This window comes from Polynucleobacter sp. Latsch14-2 (genome assembly GCF_018881925.1).
Classification (GTDB): domain Bacteria; phylum Pseudomonadota; class Gammaproteobacteria; order Burkholderiales; family Burkholderiaceae; genus Polynucleobacter.
In genome coordinates, this window is record NZ_JACVPL010000001.1 from 295693 (window position 1) to 313240 (window position 17548).

A 17548-nucleotide genomic window follows, 5' to 3' on the forward strand; every position below is an offset into this window, starting at 1 on the left:
AGATTAGGGGAGGCGGTTGGTGGCGAAAACGCCAGCTGGATCGAAGGCTGCTCTGAGGCGTGCTTGTACTGATTCCAGTGCTTGCGAATGAGCTTGCTCACTCAATTTAGTGAAACGTTCCTGCGCTGGATCAACATTGGCACCTTGTCGGAAACGGGCTGCATGGCCCCCATTAGCATTGGCTAATGCCTTAATCGCGGCAAACGTAGCATTGTCGCTAGGCCCTTTCCACCAACGTTGCTGACCATGCCATTCGAGCGCGATTTCATTGGACATGTTGGGCAAGCGCAGCGGGCCGCATGCTGCAGGAAGAGCTAAGCGATAGAGTGTTTCTTCTGGGGCAAGATTGGTCAATGGATTGAGCTTCTGTTCACGAAGATTGCTCCAAAAAGTGTGGGCTAGATCTGGTTCCAGTTCTGCTGCATTGATGGATGCGTTCATTAACGGAATCGCAGCATGAACTGCAGCAATGGCACCAGATAATCGAATGGTTAATTCACCATACTCTTCCGAATTTGCAGCGCCAATCCAGCAACTAGCAGAGAGCGGAAGCGGCTGACCTGCCCATTCATTTAAGAGCTGATGTGCGTGCGCTTGAGAGATCTGGCAGCGCAGAGTGGCTGTCGCCGCAGGCTTTGGCAAGACTTTTACTGACGCCTCTAAGAGGAGGGCAAGAGTACCCATGGATCCAGGTATTAAACGAGAGACATCATATCCTGCAACGTTTTTCATGACCTGGCCGCCAAAAGATAAGTCTTGGCCCTTCCCATCCATGATGCGAGCACCTAAAACAAAGTCTCTTAAATTACCGGCGCTGATGCGTCCTGGTCCGGCAAGCCCAGCGGCAATCACGCCACCAAAAGTTGCCGATGAATTAAAAGACGGAGGCTCAAAAGCGAGTACCTGATTATTTTCTGCGAGAGCTGCCTCAATTACTGTTAAGGGGGTTCCTGCGCAAGCAGTAATGACTAGTTCTTCAGGTTGATACTCCAAAATCCCAGAGTAAGGACGAGTGTTGAGTTTTGTAAAGGCATTGTGGTTGCCATACCAAGATTTTGTCCCACCACCTTCAATAGAAAGAGGTTCGCCCGTTTTGGCGGCTTGTAAAATTTGCTCACGGAATAAATCAATATTTGGGTTTGGTTGATGAAGCATTAGAAGCGCTCCAATTCTGGAAAAGGTAGAGCGCCGCCACTAATCCGCATACGACCATATTCAGCACAACGATTTAGGGTGGGAATAGCTTTATCTGGGTTGAGTAAGCGCTCCGGATCGAAGGCTTCTTTTACGCCCCAGAAAGATTCACGTTCGCCTTCTCCGAATTGCACGCACATGGAGTTAATTTTTTCAATCCCAACACCATGTTCACCGGTGATGGTTCCGCCGAGCTCGACACAGGCTTCTAGAATTTCAGTGCCAAATTCTTCAGCGCGATGCCATTCATTTTTATCGGCGCCATTAAACATAATGAGTGGATGCATATTGCCGTCACCGGCATGGAATACATTTAGACAGCCAAGACCATATTTCTTTTCCATGCCCTGAATACGCTTTAATAAAGTCGCAATGTGTCGACGGGGGATGGTGCCATCCATGCAATAGTAGTCAGCGGCAATCCGCCCAGCCGCTGGAAAGGCGTTTTTACGACCACTCCAAAATTTGAGTCGCTCAGATTCATTTTGAGAAATTTGAATGCCACTGGCACCCGATTTTTCCAGTACTGCTGTCATCCGTTCAATTTCTTCAGCAACTTCCTCTGGGGTGCCATCGGATTCGCATAACAAAATTGCCTCAGCCTCTAGATCGTAGCCGGCATGCACAAACTGTTCCACGGCACGAGAAGTCGCTTTATCCATCATCTCTAGGCCGGCTGGAATAATGCCGGCAGCAATAATTGCGGCAACGGCATTACCACCTTTTTCAATATCATCAAAACTTGCCATGATGACGCGAGCGAGTTTGGGCTTAGCAACTAACTTCACGGTAACTTCGGTCACAACGGCGAGCATACCTTCGCTCCCTATCATGATGGCCAATAAATCCAATCCAGGAGAGTCCGGAGCTAGGCTACCAAATTCAACTATTTCGCCATTCATCAGTAGACCGCGCACCTTTAAAACGTTGTGAAGTGTAAGTCCATACTTGAGGCAGTGCACGCCGCCGGAGTTCTCACTCACATTTCCGCCGATCGAGCAGGCGATTTGCGAAGATGGGTCTGGAGCGTAATATAGGCCGAGATGGGCAACTGCTTCCGAGATAGCTAAATTTCGCACTCCTGGTTGCACCACGGCAGTTCTGGTGAACGGGTCAATACTAATAATCTTCTTCAGTTTTGCAAGTGATAACACTAAGCCTTGTGCAATAGGCATTGCGCCGCCAGATAAGCCCGTGCCAGAGCCACGAGGCACGACAGGGATTTTCATGGCATAGCAAATTTTCAGAATCTGGGCTACTTGCTCCTCGGTTTCCGGTAGGGCAACCGCCAGGGGCATGCGGCGATAGGCTGCTAAGCCATCGCATTCATATGGAATAGTGTCTTCAGGCTCCCAAAGCAGTGCATGCTCAGAAAGGAGTGGTTTAAGAGCGGAAACGAGCTTTGATTGGAGGGCGCTGATAGCGGCTTGGTCTGGGGGCATTGTCACCATATTCATATGAATCATTTTAGCCATTTACCTATAATGAGTTCATGGGAAATCGACTTTCAAAAATTGCCACAAGAACCGGTGACGCCGGAATGACTGGATTAGGTGATGGCAGCCGCGTAGAAAAGGACCATTTGCGGATTTGCGCGATGGGGGATGTGGATGAGCTGAACTCGGAAATCGGCGTTCTGATGGCTCAAACCCTTCCTGATAGCATTGCTCAAGAGTTGCAGGCACTTTTTTTGCAGGTGCAGCATGACCTTTTTGATCTCGGGGGCGAGCTTTGCATTCCAAACTACACCTTGCTCAAACCTGAACACGTTGAGCAGTTAGATGTTTGGCTTGAGCAATACAACGAGACCTTGCCACCGCTGACAGAATTTATCCTTCCTGGAGGTAGTCGCGCGGCCGCGCAAGCTCATGTTTGCCGAACTGTTTGTAGAAGGGCGGAACGTTCAATTGTGCGACTTGGTTGGGCTGAGCCTTTATATGACGCACCACGTCAATACGTGAATCGCTTATCTGACTTGTTATTCGTTTTGTCGAGAGTCTTGAATCGCGCAGCTGGTGGCGCCGATGTTCTCTGGAAGCATGAAAAAATCGAGAAAAAAAATGAGGCCAAATAATTTAGCCTCATTTTTGTAGCACTGAATTGCTGCCCTGCGGCGTCAATTTTATTTCTTAGATTTGCGACGCGATTTTACGGCTGTAGCTAAGCGTTGCAATACATTTACCGAGTCTTCCCAGTTGATGCAGGCATCGGTAATACTTTTACCGTATTCCAATTTGCTTGGATCATCTTTTCCAGGTGTGAATTTCTGTGCGCCATCATGAAGATGGCTTTCAATCATTACGCCAAAGATTTTGCGAGAGCCAGATTCAATTTGCTCGGCAATATTCTCAGCAACGACAATTTGTCGCTCATGTTTTTTACTAGAGTTTGCGTGGGATAGGTCTACCATCAAGCTGGCTGGAAGCTTTGCTGCTGCGAGCTCAGCGCAGGCCGCATCCACGAAGCTAGCTTCGTAGTTTGGCTCTTTACCACCGCGCAGAATCACGTGACAGTCCTTATTACCTTTTGTTTCCACAATTGAAACTTGACCATTCTTATGAACAGACAAGAAGTGATGAGGACGACTTGCTGCTTGAATAGCATCAGTAGCAATTTTGATATTGCCATCGGTGCCGTTCTTAAAGCCAATCGGGGCAGACAAACCAGAAGCAAGTTCACGGTGAACTTGGCTCTCAGTAGTACGAGCGCCAATTGCGCCCCAGGAAATCAGGTCGGCAATATATTGCGGAGAAATCACATCAAGAAATTCGCTTCCTGCTGGCATGCCTAGGCGATTAATTTCCATCAGCACTTGACGCGCAATACGCAAACCTTCTTCAATCCGATAACTTTCATCAAGGTATGGATCATTGATGAGGCCCTTCCAACCAACAGTAGTGCGAGGCTTTTCAAAATATACCCGCATCACAATTTCGAGCTCACCCGAGAAGCGCTCACGTTCGACTAAGAGGCGTTGGCAATACTCCAGCGCTGCTCTTGGGTCATGAATTGAGCAAGGCCCAATGATGACCAACAGACGATCATCCTTTCCGTGAAGAATGTCACGAATCTTTGCACGGGTTTTGCTGATCAATGCTTCGGTTGGCGTGCCCGAGATTGGGAAGAAACGAATCAAATGCTCTGGCGGAGGCAGAACAGTGATGTTGTGAATACGTTGATCGTCGGTATCTGACGTTTTGTCTACGGCAGAGTACCAATTGGCGGGATTAGTATTTTGTTGGCTCATACGACTATTTTAAGCCGTATCAGGCAGTTCCACCCACAGTTAGGCTATCAATCCGTAAAGTTGGCTGCCCGACTCCTACTGGAACACTTTGCCCTTCTTTGCCGCAGACCCCCACTCCACCATCTAATTTGAGGTCATTGCCGATCATAGAGACCTGTTTTAGGGACTCAGGACCGCTGCCAATAATCGTAGCGCCTTTCACGGGGTATTGGATTTTGCCGTTTTCTACCCAATAGGCTTCGGACGCGGAAAACACAAATTTGCCACTGGTGATATCAACTTGCCCACCCCCAAAATTGACTGCATAGAGCCCACGTTTAATGCTGGCGACAATTTCTTGGGGATCATCTTTACCTGCCAGCATGTAGGTATTCGTCATGCGTGGCATTGGTAGAGAAGCAAAACTCTCACGACGGCCGTTTCCAGTGAGTGGCATTTTCATGAGTCGGGCATTTAGACTATCTTGGATGTAGCCTTTCAAAACACCATCCTCGATGAGTGTGGTGCATTGCGTTGGAGTACCTTCGTCATCAATATTGAGCGAACCTCTGCGGCCAGAGAGAGTGCCATCATCCACTACAGTGACCCCTTTGGCGGCAACCCGCTCACCAATTCGGCCTGCAAATGCTGAAGAACCTTTGCGATTAAAGTCGCCCTCTAAGCCATGACCTACTGCCTCATGAAGCAATACTCCTGGCCAGCCCGGCCCCATAACCACTGTCATTGGGCCTGCAGGTGCGGCGCGCGAATCGAGATTCACGAGGGCGCCATCGACCGCTTCATCCACATATTGATTGATGAGTTCTGTATTGAAGTATCTGTAGTCATGTCTCGCACCGCCACCAGATGACCCAGACTCACGCCGTCCATTTTGCTCGGCGATCACATGGACTGAGACGCGCACAAGTGGGCGAATGTCTGCAGCAAGCAAGCCGTCCGCACGAATGACTAGGACAACATCAAACTCCCCAGCAAGACTAGCCATGACCTGAATGATGCGAGGGTCACGAGCCTTAGCACGACGCTCAATGCCTTCAAGTAAGGCAATTTTTTCTTTGGGTTGAAGAGAATCTAAAGGGTTTGAATCCGAATAGAGTTGATTTGAGATGGGGCTAAAAATTTTGCTAGCAATAGCTTGCTTGCCGCCTTGTGGACCAATCACACGTGTTGCTTTAGCTGCTTTACTTAAAGCCTCTAAATTAATTTCATCTGAATAGGCAAAGGCAGTTTTATCACCATAGATGGCGCGAACCCCTACGCCCTGATCAATATTGAAGCTACCAGATTTAACGATGCCTTCTTCAAGGCTCCAGCTCTCACTCCGAGTATGTTGGAAGTACAAATCCGCATCATCAAGGCGATGGGCAAACATGCTGCCAAAAGTGCGATGTAAGTCTTGCTCCGTTAAACCGGTGGGCTCAAGCAAAATTGATTTGGCTAACTTCAGGAGATCTACCTGTTTTTTAGACTTGGTCCAATTGGATGGAAATAGTGCTTCTGGTGCATTCATATTATTTCGGTAAGTCTTTCGGTTTAAAGCTTGCGGTGTTTGAGTGCTGGTAGCTTAGAGCGTACCTCGTTTAATTTATCTTTGCTCAGAAGACCAGAAATAAAGCCTTCACCTTCAGGAAGATTGGTTAATACTGCACCCCAAGGGTCTATGAGCATGCTATTACCCCAAGTTCGGCGTTGGTTGGCATGGGTCCCACCCTGCGCTGATGCTAGGACATAGCATTGGTTTTCAATTGCGCGAGCACGAAGCAGAATTTCCCAATGGTCTTTACCGGTTGTATAAGTAAATGCCGCTGGAATAATGTGGCAGTCTACTTCCCCTAGGGATCGGTATAACTCTGGAAATCGGAGATCGTAGCAAATACTTAAGCCAAATCGCCAATCTTGATCATTGATCTTGATGCAGAGAACGCTAGGCGTGTTGCCCGCTTCAATCGTTTCAGATTCTTCGTAGCGCTCGCTTGAAGTCTGGAATCCAAATAAGTGAATCTTGTCATAGCGACTAATATGTTGACCTTGTGGATCAAAGACTAATGTAGTGTTCAGCACTTTATTTGAGTCCTGTGCCTCTAATGGAATCGTGCCTGCAACCAGATGAATGCCATGCCTTTTCGCCATGTTGGCAAGTTGTGTCTGAATGGGGCCATCCCCGAACTTTTCTTTGGCATGCACTTTGTCAGTATCTTTAAGCCCCATAAGACAGAAGTATTCTGGAAGTACAGCTAATTGAGCCCCTGCTTTCGTTGCCTGCATCACAAGCCTGCTAGCAGTATCCAGATTCTCCTGAAGATTGGGAGTGGAAATCATTTGAATAGAAGCAATCTTTAGCTCTGAGGATATTGCTGATTTACTCATAGATGGTGGCGATAGAAATATAGGTTAGGTTTGCGGACTAGAAGGGGGGCTTGATGTACTCGAAGGATTTGGGGTGTTCGGAGCATTTGGCTTAGCTTGCTCCTTTAGTAGGCCTTTGCTGCGGATACTGTCTAAAGTCTTGGAGTCAATCGGCTGACCTTTTTGATCAAGTGTGATCACTTCTGGGTCAGTCCACGAACCTTGCACTAAATAATCAGTTTGCATCGCTCGGTTAATTTGGTTGGTGATGAGGTATTGGCCTACAAGCGCGCTAAGACCAACAATTGGGTTGATAACGAAGGCAGCTACAACAGAGCCTGCAGCAGCATCTATTGTTGGGAACACTGTTATACGCAGGTCCTGAGTTTCTTTTGGGATATTAATTTGACCATTCACTGCCACGCGTGCTTGATCTAGTTCCATAGTGAAAAGGCTAGTTTGAGCGATGCCAGCATTGATATCAAAACTGCTCTCAATAGAATTAAAGGGTGTTCCTTTGGTCACAATATTGCCAAGACTATCTTGGAGATCGAGCGTAGCAAATCTGAAGAGGCTTTGCAGGCTCAGCACATTCAGTATTTTTGCGGCATCTGAATTTACCTCCAATAGGCGCCCTTTAATCAGGTTAAGATTTATTTTGCCCGACAGAGTCGCATAGTCGGGCTCAAACAAATTACCATCCCATTCGAGCTTTCCATCAAGCTTTCCTTGACCGCCTTCTACGGATTGGGCGCTACTCCAATGGGCGATGATTTGTCCGGCGTCTTTTACATCCATATCGATTTTAAGTAGGCTATGGTCTTTGCCATTTCCACTAACGCCAATCCATTGCCCCGAGAGTGTTGTATTTCCCTGTGGGTTGGAGATGTGAGCAGATTCGATAGTCAATATGCCCTTGTTCGTATGTGTCTTCAACTTGAGACTTCCCAATTGCGCCTTAGACCAAGAAAAGTCGTCAATAGTGATATCAAGACTTGGCACAGAGTTGGGGTTCAGCTTTTCATTATCTCCAGTCTTTTGCGCTTGATTGTTTTGATTTTTGGGGGCGGGCTCCACCGCAGAGATTGGCTCTGGAACTTTGAGGCGGTTCAGGCGACCAGAAATCAGCCCGCTAGTATTGGTAGGGCTATCTTCTTGCCAACGCAGTTGTCCGGCGGCCTGTGAAGAATTGATGCGCAACTGCCAGGCATCATTTTTATTACTACCAATCAGGCCAACATCTGTCCATGCGCGCTCAAGCAGTATGAGTTTTTTGATTTGAGCTGTGACTTGAATATTGCTCTCGCCGCTAGCATTCTGTTTGACGGCTTTAGTCTTCAGACCAGGACTTAAAAATTCTTGCCAAGCATCTAAGTTCAACTCACTAGATTGCAAATTAATAGCAAATCCTTGCTGAGGCAGATTGGGGTTAGCGCCAATGCCCAACGCGTAGCGGATTTCATTGCCCGGCGCAAGGCTACCTTGCGTAGAAATTTGATCCCCAATCTTTCCGGACCAAGTCATGCGCGGCGCGTCAGATTTGCTATTGGCATAAGTACGAAAATTGATTTGACCTATCATCGGAGCCCCTAATACTTTTTTCGCAGGGGCTGGGGCTTGACTGGCCCAGTTTTTTAAATCTAATTTTAAATTTGTTTCGCTGCCAGCTTTACTGAAATTGAGTAAGCCCTCGTATTTAGCTGAACCGCTCATACCCCTTAAAAGGGAGTTCATTTGAGGGCTTAAATCTTCAGAAAAATACTGTTTAATGAAGTTGCTATCAATGTAACCATTAATGCTAAAGCTGGGCTTATCGGCTGATGATGGAACGCTAGTGATCTTAATGTCGCCACCCAAGAAGCTCGCAGTGACATTTTCAAACTCTGGATTGGCCTCAGTAATGCGAATGTTCCCTTTAAGATTGTCAAATGGCGGGTAGCTTCCCCATTGGACTCGATTGCCCGGAAGATCTAACTTGGCATCAATATGGGTTTCTGGTTTGCCAGATAAAGGTATTTTTAAACCTAGGTTCAGCGTAGTGGCGCCGGCAATTTTTAGATTCTTCTCTAGACCCTCTTGATTTTTGCCAACAGGGGATGCAAAAAGATACTGGAGCATTTCTTGCGCGCTTCCTTGAGCGCTCCCGTCAACTGAGAGCATGAGTTGCCTGGCGCTCACATCTGGTATTTCCGCATGAATATTGTTGAGTGCAACGCTTTGATAGTTTGCCTTAACAATGTCTACTGTTAAGGCTGCCTGCTTCATGCTGATCACACCATTAAGCTTTGTAAATGGTGACCACTCTCCTTGAGACTTCGGCAATAAAGGGGCTGGTTTAAAAGAGGCATCAGATATTGGCAGGTTTAAGGAAAACTCACCAAGCTGTCCCTTGGGGAAGGGAATCTGATTGGGGTCGCCTTTAATATGGAGGCTGCCATTGCGAATTAGACCAGCATCAAATGCTTTGCTAAGGTATTGCTGGACATCGCCATCCATCCCAACTGGAAGGTATCGATAGGCACTAGTCAACTTTGCTTCGAAGAGGCTCATGTCCAAGGTGATTTGATCGGATTGTTTAGGGCTGCCGAGGATGTAATTGCCGGTAAGTGTGGCCTTAATTTCTGGGTTGCTAAAAGCCACTCGATTGGCATTAATGATCCAACCGCTCTTATATTTTTCCCAGCTAATTAGTCCACTAGCTTTATCTAATTTAATGAGTGGGTCAACAAGAAAACCATGAATTTCTACTTCCAGATTGGGGGAGTCGAGGCTTAGGCTTCCATGTTTCTGGTCGCTGGTAAGGTTTCCCGATAAATGAGAAACCGATGGCATAGATTTGTTAATGCCAACAAAACTCAAGTCAATAAGTTTGGCGCTTACAGTGAAGTCTAATTTATCGGAATCAAACCAAGAGCCAGGAATGGGGAGCGCTGCAAGCGCAGAACGACTTTCTGCCCAATTGATTTCTATGTTTTGTAATTCTCCATCGGCTTCTGACACCTTGATCCATTGGCGAATTTTTTTAGGTAACGGAAGATTGAGTGCGAACCGAGCAAGATCTTCCACCAAAATCTGAGGAGATGAAAAGCCGAACTCTTTAATCTCGCCACCGTCTTTAGGGGGTTTCCACCGAAAGGTTATAGGGCTTAGGTGATCGAGTGCTGCCGTACTTGGACTATCAATATCTCGCCATGCAAGTGATTTGGTGCTCACAGTTAGCATCTTCTTATCTGTTGCTTGAACAAGATCGGCCTCTAGTCTGCCGAATTCAATCGCTTCATCATCTTTAGTCAATTGAATTTTCAGTTGGTCAGCTGTAATGTTGAGAGCCCCTCCATCAGGTTTGCCCTGATCAAGATTTAGCTGTCCCTTAGAGCTGACTCGGCCCTCTAATGCATAGAGCGGCACTTTGAAATCTTTTGTAATTTGATTGAGATTCAAGTCGGAAAAGTCCCATGAGAACTCGCCAGCCCAATCCCTCCAGTTTCCAGATTGGCCACCAAGTCGATGCGTAAAGCTTGCATTGATTTGAATTTGCCCTTTGTGCCAAGGTGTATTCGCAAGCAATGTACTGTAATGTTTGCGTAGCCCATTGCTCAGGTTAAATTCCTGAATCTCTACTAAGGTATTTAATCTCTTGTTTTGCAGATCTTCCCAATAGAATTGAGCGTGCGCTACTTTGATAGTGTTTTGTGCGAAGAGCCAGTTCTCAGCTGAAAAATCATCAGATTTAGCGCTAATGGGAACCCCAGCAATAGAGACGATACCCTGCGCATTTCTTTGGGCATAGATTTTTGCCCCATCAAAATTGAGCTCATAAAAGTAGGGCTCAAGGTGATAGAAAGACAGCCAACTTAATTCACCGCTAATTTTTTGAATTTCTAAAAGCGGTTTGAGGTTTGACGGCCCATTAAAACGTAAGCCGGTGATTTCAAAGCTGGGTCTAATGCCTGTCCAGGATACTTGGACATCATCCATTGAGACATTTGCGCCGATTCTGGCGCTGATGAGTTTTTCTAGCGCTGGCTTTGACTTCTCAATTTGAGGCCACAGCAGGAAACGAACCCCAAGATGCCCGAGAACTAGCAAGGTCAAAATGAAGCCAGCTAGGATCAGCGCGCGCTTACCCCAGCGACCCTCTCCGCCTGAAGGACGTTTTTGCAGCACGCTCTGGAGGCGAGGTGGGATGAGGTTGCGAAGCATGGGCTCTATTATCCGTCAGCCCCAAGGGGATCTCCAAGAGTAGCCCAGAGCTCGGATTAAGATGGGGGTATGACCAATTTCTCCGCGCAAATAGACTTTTTAAAGGGGCACTCTACTTACGCCCAGCGCTGGCTAAATGCCCAGCCTGAGTGGGAGGGTTGGTTGGCCTCCCATGCCTACCAAGAAATTGATTCGGCGCTTATACGAAGCCTTTTGATGTCTTGCGAGGCGGGCATAGCTAATGAGGAGCAAGACGAATCTCAATTTATGGCCGATTTACGGCTTGCTCGCCAACGTTTGATGCTGTGTTTGGGGTTTCGTGATCTCAATGGCTTGGCCGATCTTGATGAAGTAACGCATAGCCTGAGCTCATTTGCTGAAATGGCGATTGCGTTGTCTATTGCTTTTATTCGTAAGGACCTCAATAGGAGCTTTGGGGCGCCTTGGAGCGTTGTCAGTAATGCGGAAATGCCCTTGATGGTTGTTGGGATGGGCAAGCTTGGTGGGCGAGAGCTAAATCTCTCTTCAGACATTGACCTGATATTTCTGTATGAGCAAGAGGGTGAGACTCAAGGGGGTTTTAAAAACATCTCTCATCAGGAGTGGTTCACTCAGATGGGTCGACGCCTCATCAAAATGCTATCTGAGCATGATGCTAATGGATTTGTATTTAGGGTGGATATGCGCTTACGCCCTAATGGCGACTCGGGCCCACTCGTTTGCAGTCTAGACATGCTGGAAGAATATCTCATGGTGCAGGGTCGTGAGTGGGAAAGGTATGCCTGGATCAAAGGAAGATTGATTGCGCCATTGACTAATTCAGCATCGTTTGCGGTGTGCGAAAAAGAATTAGATCAAATTATTCGCCCATTTGTTTATCGTCGGCATCTGGACTACGGCGTGATTGCGGCTATTCGTGACCTGCATCGGCAGATTCAGCGGGAGGCTGAAAAGCGTTCATCAGGGCGCTATGGTCGTTCGCGAGATATTAAATTGGGTCGTGGCGGCATTCGGGAAATTGAGTTTTTGGCGCAAATGTTTCAGCTAATGCGCGGTGGTACCGACCCTCGTTTTCGTACTCGACCTACATTAGAAGTATTGAGCCTGATAGAAAAGAGGGGGATCTTACCTGCTGGCGAGGTACAGGCTCTAAGGGACGCATATGTATTTCTGAGGCGTTTAGAGCATCGCATTCAGATTTGGGATGATCAGCAAACTCATTATTTGCCTGAAGCAGAGTCTGATTGTGCGCGACTTGCTCAGGCTATGGCTGGTCCGCACCTTAGTCAGACTTCAGCTCAATTTCTCGCTGAGTTGGAGGGGCATCAAAATACCGTCTCGGAGTTGTTTGAAAAAGCGTTTGTTCTCGACGATGGCGAACGTTTGGATTTGGCGCCCTTAGCCCATGACTGGGAACTGAATAAGAATTACTTTCCTGAGTCATCAGCACGTTGGCAAGTTTGGAGTGGAGGCCCAAAAGAACGGCAGCTACCCGAAAAAAGTCGCTTGATTTTTCATAACCTCATTCGCAGGGCAGCTGATAATTTGCAAGCTGAAGGTGCGCATCAGATTGCGGCAGATAGCACCTTGCTACGCTTTTTTGATTTGCTACTAGCCATTGCCGGAAGAAGTGCCTATCTATCAATATTGTCAGAGTACCCAAGGGCACTATCGAATGTTCTTGCCTTGCTAAAGGCGTCTCAGTGGGGCGCGCAATACCTCACTCGACACCCATATTTGCTGGATCATTTACTGAACTCAAGCGCCGAGACTCTACTAGTAGAGCATCCAGAGGATTATTGGCGTGAGGTTAAGGCGACCCTAAATATGCGCCTAGATGATGTGATAGTTGATGGTGATAACTCAGAGCAGGCAATGGATATTTTACGTGTCACTCACCATACCGAAACCTTTATTACTTTATTAGCAGATCTTGGTATCGGGGTAAGTCATCCTCTTCCCGTTGAAAAAGTGAGCGATCATCTTTCTGCATTAGCTGATTTGATATTGCAAACTACTTTGGAGAGAGTGTGGCCTGCGATTGCAAAAAAATTCAACCTACCGGAAGATCAGACCTCCTCCCACAGTGCCCCATTTGCGGTGATTTCTTATGGAAAGCTGGGTGGAAAAGAGCTGGGTTATGCATCTGATTTAGATTTGGTTTTTTTGTATCAGGCGCAAGAGTCAGATTACGCTGCACAAGAAATTTATGGCTTGCTAGCCAAGCGTATGATTAGTTGGCTGACAACCTATACCTCTGCAGGTCGCCTATTTGAAATAGATACCCGCCTTCGCCCCAACGGATCGGCTGGATTTTTGGTAACCAATGCGGATGCTTTTAAAAGTTACCAACTCCGTGAGGGCCACAACTCAGCCTGGGTTTGGGAGCATCAGGCCCTCACGAGGGCCAGGTTCTCCGCTGGAAATATAACGGTAGGCCAATTTTTTGACGTCGTACGCTTTGAGGTGTTGAGTCAACCGCGCGATATCAATGCCCTGCGTAATGAGATTTTAGAAATGCGGAGGAAAGTTCATGCTGGCCATCCCAATCCTGGTGGCATGTTTGATTTAAAGCACGATTCTGGCGGCATGGTGGATATTGAATTTATAGTTCAATTCTTAGTACTGGCTTATTCGCATCAATATCATCAATTGATTGGTAATTTGGGTAATATTGCATTACTTCATATAGCAGGCGAAATTGAGTTGATTAAAAAATCAACCGCCCAAGAAGTGGCTAATGCTTACCGCTTATTTAGGGCTCGCCAACATCGTTTGCGTCTTGACGGCTTGGAAAAAACACGCGTGGATATTGAATCAGAGTCCGCGCTAGTAAGTGTCAGAAATGCTGTGCTTAATTTATGGCAGCAAATCTTTAAAGCGCCATCCAATCTTTAATTTTGTTCTAGCAGTTCGCGAGCGTGACGACGGGTGGTATCGGTAATCGTTGCTCCACCGAGCATGCGGGCTACCTCTTCAACGCGATCGACTCTAGTTAGTGGGCAGACCTGTGAAAGCGTCTTATCGCCACTTTGAGACTTGCTAACTTTAAGATGGTGGTTACCTTGGGCGGCTACTTGAGGTAGGTGGGTAACGCACAAAATCTGATGTGACTCGCCCAGCTGACGCAATAATTTACCAACGGTTTCTGCAACAGCGCCGCCAATGCCTGCATCGACCTCATCAAAAATGAGTGTGGGTGTAAACGAGGCTTTACTAGTGATGACGCTAATAGCCAGACTAATGCGAGCCAACTCTCCGCCAGAGGCTACCTTCGCCAGAGCTCGTGGCGTGCTGCCTGAGTGACCGGCCACTAGGAACTCAATCTGCTCAAGACCATTAGAACCGCCCTCACTTAGCGGCACCAGGGCAATCTCTAATTGGCCGCCAGCCATGGATAAATCTTGCATTGCTTCAGTAACGAGCTTGCTAAGATCAAGAGCTGCCTTGCTACGCTTCTGTGATAGTTGCTTTGCCAGTTTGAGGTAGACAACTTCTTCTTGTTTTACTTTTTCACGCAAGGCGCCCATATTTTGGGAGGCACTGATGGCATCTAGTTGTTCGGTGGTTGCCAAAAGTAAGTTTGGAAGTTCATTGGCTTCGGTCCGGTATTTTCTGGCGGCAGTATGCAAAGCCTGCATGCGCTCTTCGACTTGACCAAGACGCTCAGGGTCAAGGTCTAATTTTTGTAGGTAGCGATTGAGGGTATGTACCGCCTCATCTACTTGAATCTGTGCCGACTCTAGAGACTGACTTACGTCAGTTAGTGCTGCATCATGTTGAGCTAAAGCACTCATGCTCGAACTGGCTTTAGAAAGGGCGGATTCCACAGAACTCTCTGATTCGGATAAGACGTCAATTGCCTCTTGGCAGCCGCTCATAATCTTGGCGCCATTAGCAAGTCGCGCGTGCTCAGTTTGAATATGATCCCATTCGCCTTCTTGTGGGGAGAGTTCGGTCAACTCTTCTAGTTGCCATTCAAGACGCTCGCGTTCTCGCTCAATGTCTTGACCGGCGTTTTCAGCTTGTTCTAAAAGACGACGAGAGTCACTCAGACTCTTGAATGCTTGAGCTACTTCAAGAGCGGTCGGCAATAGCCCGGCATGTCGATCGAGCAGTTCGCGTTGAGCGCCGCCCTTAAGTAGGAGTTGATGGGCATGCTGACCATGAATATCGACTAATTGGTCGCCAGCTTCACGCAATTGAGTGAGTGTTGCAACGCTGCCGTTAATAAAGGCGCGGCTTCGTCCTCCGCTTTCAATAGTTCGCTTGAGCAGTAGACTTTGGCCTTCATCTTCAAGCGGGAAGCCTTGTTCGTCAAGCCATAGATTGAAGTGTTCTATTTGCTGGGCGTCGATCCGAAAGAGGGCGCTGATTTCGGCGCGATTACTGCCTTCTCGAATTTGACTACTATCGGCACGTTCGCCTAGAACCAAACCTATGGCATCAAGCAGGATAGATTTACCTGCCCCTGTTTCGCCGGTTAAGACAGTAAAGCCAGCAGCAAAATCGAGTTCGATTTGATCAACGATGACAAAGTCACGGAGGGCAAGAGTTTGAAGCATGTATTAGCGTAGCAAAGAACTCGACATCAGAATGTCGATGGGTACTCATTCCAGTGCAGTTTCTCGCGTAAGGTTTTGTAGTCACTATGGTTGCGAGGGTGCAGGAGGGTAATCGTTTTATCAGATTGGCGCACTTCGATCTTATCGCCAGATTCCAAATTTGTTTGGGATTGCATGTCGAAATTTACAACTACTTCGCGACCATCAACCACCTCAATGCTCGTTACAGAATCTTGAGGTAATACGATTGGGCGATTTGATAGTGAGTGCGGCGCAATTGGGGCCAGCAAAATACCTGCAACGCGCGGATGCAAAATAGGCCCCCCGGCCGAGAGTGCGTAGGCAGTCGAACCAGTAGGTGTAGAAACAATTAAGCCATCGGAGCGCTGGTTGTACATGAATGATCCATTCACTTGCACCGCAAGCTCCACCATTCCAGAAATGCCAGAACGATTAACAACAACATCGTTCAAGGCAAGAGCATGATTGATTACTTGACCATTACGAAGAACTACAGCATCCAATAAGGTTCTCGTATCTGCTTCGTATTCCCCGGCAATAATTTTTGGCAGAATGGTTTGGACATCTCCAATGGGAATGTCCGTCATGTAGCCAAGACGCCCCATATTGATGCCGACCAAGGGAACCTTGCTGCCGGCCAGTTGGCGACCAATGCCAAGCATTGTGCCGTCACCCCCCAAAACTACTGCAAGGTCAATTGCCCCGACAAAGTCTTCAATGCTTTTATTGGGATATCCCTTGAGATTTAAATGGTTTGCGGTAGAGGTTTCAAAAAATACCTCGCACCCTAGGCTGGAAACCAGCTTAGCCAGCTCATTTAGGTGCTCCCCAATCCCGTCGGACTGGTATTTGCCAACAAACGCAAGCCGGCTAAATGCCTTTTTGATGGAATTTGTGGATGGGCTTAACATATAACGATTAAACCATAGGCATAAAATCCCTTCCACCATGGATGATCGTTCCCGCGCTTTACTAAAAACCCTCATCGAACGCTATATCGAAGAGGGCCAGCCTATTGGCTCGCGCACGCTATCCCGCTTTTCTGGTTTAGACCTCTCGGCCGCCACTATTCGAAACGTCATGTCCGACCTAGAGGATATGGGCTTGGTCACCAGTCCGCACACCTCGGCTGGACGTATTCCAACCCCCAGAGGTTATCGATTATTTGTCGATACCATGGTCACCATGCGCCCATTGGAGGAAATAGCTGCTCGTGAGGTTGAAAAAGGGTTGTTGCCGGACTCTCCCCAGCGGGTTTTGAGCTCAGCCGCTCAACTTTTATCCAATTTGACCCATTTTGCCGGGGTCGTCATGACGCCTAAGCGCGCTCAGGTGTTTAAACATATTGAGTTCCTACGTCTTGGTGAAGGCAAGATTCTCTTGATTGTGGTCACTCCAGAGGGGGATGTGCAAAATCGGATTTTGCCCACCACTCAGGACTACACCCCAAGTCAGTTGATTGAGGCTGGTAACTTTATTAATACCCAATTTGCCGGCAAGAGTTTTGAGCATGTTCGGGCTCACCTCAAATCTGACTTAGATAATTTGCGTAGCGATATTGCTGGTTTGATGGCCTTGGCTTTGCAAAGTGGCGTGTCGGACTATGGCATGGGTCAAAGCGAGGTTGTGATGTCTGGCGAGCGCCGCCTGCTCAATGTGGGTGATTTAAGTTCGAACTTGGATAAGTTGCGCAAGATGTTCGATATGCTTGAACAAAAGTCTGTCTTGATGCAGCTCTTGGATGTGTCGAGTCATGCGGATGGCATTCAGATCTTTATTGGTGGCGAAAGTGATCTTTTGCCTTACGAAGATTTAGCTGTGATTAGTGCGCCTTACAGTGTTGACGGTCAAATAGTGGGAACGCTAGGTGTCATCGGCCCTACTCGCATGGCTTATGACAGAGTAATTCCGATTGTAGATATTACTTCCAAATTATTGTCTGGCGTTTTAAGTTCTTAATTGCCTGCACGCT

Annotated in this window: 11 protein-coding genes; 3 read left to right on the forward strand and 8 right to left on the reverse strand. The window is 47.5% G+C overall.

What is annotated here, in order from left to right; genetic code table 11:
- Positions 1 to 3: 3 nt before the first annotated feature.
- Together glcE and ICN46_RS01575 are read right to left on the reverse strand one after the other, a co-directional pair.
- Entirely contained in the window at positions 4 to 1155 is a 1152-nt protein-coding gene (gene glcE, locus ICN46_RS01570; RefSeq protein ID WP_216203794.1) for a glycolate oxidase subunit GlcE, read from the reverse strand.
- Entirely contained in the window at positions 1155 to 2660 is a 1506-nt protein-coding gene (locus ICN46_RS01575; protein ID WP_255538699.1) for an FAD-linked oxidase C-terminal domain-containing protein, read from the reverse strand. The genes glcE and ICN46_RS01575 overlap by 1 nt, the downstream gene beginning before the upstream one ends.
- A gap of 26 nt (positions 2661 to 2686) precedes the next feature.
- Between ICN46_RS01575 and ICN46_RS01580 the strand changes: the two genes are divergently transcribed.
- Positions 2687 to 3268 (forward strand): cob(I)yrinic acid a,c-diamide adenosyltransferase, encoded by a 582-nt coding sequence (locus ICN46_RS01580; RefSeq protein WP_216203796.1) that lies wholly within the window; start codon positions 2687 to 2689, stop codon positions 3266 to 3268.
- A gap of 48 nt (positions 3269 to 3316) precedes the next feature.
- On the opposite strand, the gene ICN46_RS01585 is transcribed toward ICN46_RS01580, so the two are convergent.
- Genes ICN46_RS01585 through ICN46_RS01600 form a run of 4 tightly spaced genes read right to left on the reverse strand, consistent with a single transcriptional unit; the run spans position 3317 to position 10990 of the window.
- Positions 3317 to 4441, reverse strand: a complete 1125-nt coding sequence (locus tag ICN46_RS01585) for a 3-deoxy-7-phosphoheptulonate synthase (protein WP_216203797.1) — start codon at positions 4439 to 4441, stop codon at positions 3317 to 3319.
- 19 nt (positions 4442 to 4460) lie between these two features.
- Positions 4461 to 5951 carry a metalloprotease TldD gene (tldD, locus tag ICN46_RS01590; RefSeq protein WP_255538685.1) on the reverse strand — a complete coding sequence of 497 codons (1491 nt, stop codon included), beginning with the start codon at positions 5949 to 5951 and terminating at the stop codon, positions 4461 to 4463.
- Between the two features lie 23 nt (positions 5952 to 5974).
- On the reverse strand, positions 5975 to 6808 hold the full coding sequence (locus ICN46_RS01595) for a carbon-nitrogen hydrolase family protein (RefSeq protein WP_216203799.1): 834 nt from the start codon (positions 6806 to 6808) through the stop codon (positions 5975 to 5977).
- A gap of 24 nt (positions 6809 to 6832) precedes the next feature.
- Positions 6833 to 10990 (reverse strand): YhdP family protein, encoded by a 4158-nt coding sequence (locus ICN46_RS01600; RefSeq protein WP_216203801.1) that lies wholly within the window; start codon positions 10988 to 10990, stop codon positions 6833 to 6835.
- A gap of 69 nt (positions 10991 to 11059) precedes the next feature.
- On the opposite strand from ICN46_RS01600, the gene glnE reads away from it, so the two are divergent.
- Positions 11060 to 13888, forward strand: coding sequence for a bifunctional [glutamate--ammonia ligase]-adenylyl-L-tyrosine phosphorylase/[glutamate--ammonia-ligase] adenylyltransferase (gene glnE / locus ICN46_RS01605; protein WP_216203803.1), 2829 nt, complete (start codon positions 11060 to 11062; stop codon positions 13886 to 13888).
- Here the strand turns inward: glnE and recN are convergent.
- A complete protein-coding gene (gene recN / locus ICN46_RS01610; RefSeq protein WP_216203805.1) occupies positions 13885 to 15555 on the reverse strand; it encodes a DNA repair protein RecN in 1671 nt (556 codons plus the stop codon). The genes glnE and recN overlap by 4 nt on opposite strands.
- 26 nt (positions 15556 to 15581) lie before the next feature.
- Positions 15582 to 16487, reverse strand: coding sequence for an NAD kinase (locus ICN46_RS01615; protein WP_216203807.1), 906 nt, complete (start codon positions 16485 to 16487; stop codon positions 15582 to 15584).
- A gap of 37 nt (positions 16488 to 16524) precedes the next feature.
- On the opposite strand from ICN46_RS01615, the gene hrcA reads away from it, so the two are divergent.
- Positions 16525 to 17535, forward strand: coding sequence for a heat-inducible transcriptional repressor HrcA (gene hrcA, locus ICN46_RS01620; RefSeq protein ID WP_216203809.1), 1011 nt, complete (start codon positions 16525 to 16527; stop codon positions 17533 to 17535).
- The last annotated feature ends 13 nt before the right edge of the window (positions 17536 to 17548 follow it).